Source organism: Polaromonas sp. P1_G2 (assembly GCF_056405515.1).
In genome coordinates, this window is the sequence record NZ_JBFUBY010001124.1 from 1 (window position 1) to 455 (window position 455).

Below are 455 nucleotides of genomic sequence, written 5' to 3' on the forward strand. Positions count from 1 at the left end.
CAGGCCGGCGAATTCGCCGCCGAGGTCAAGGCCTTCATAGAGCTTCTGCGCCACCTGCATGGTGCGTGAGGCTGAAAAGCCGAGGCGCGACGATGCGGCCTGCTGCAAAGTCGAGGTGGTGAAAGGCGGTGCGGGATTGCGCTTGACCGGCTTGGCTTCGACGCTGTCGACGCGGTAGGCCGCGCTGTCCAGCATGGTTTTGAGGTCCTTGGCCAGCACGCCATTGCCGACCGAGCGTGCCTGCATGCGCTTGCCGTCGGCGCTGACCAGGCGTGCCTCGAACGTGTCGTTGCGCGGCGTGCGCAGCAAAGCCACGATGTTCCAGTATTCTTCCGCAACGAAGCGCTCGATCTCAGTCTCGCGGTCGCAGACCAATCTCAGCGCAACCGACTGCACGCGGCCGGCCGAACGGGCGCCTGGCAGCTTCCGCCAGAGGACTGGCGATAGGTTGAAGC

General features: G+C 65.1%; 1 protein-coding gene. It reads right to left on the reverse strand.

Annotation, left to right across the window (positions count from 1 at the left end; genetic code table 11):
- On the reverse strand, positions 1-455 hold a 455-nt coding region (locus tag AC1D0P_RS29370), incomplete at both ends, for a DNA topoisomerase (protein WP_477679955.1).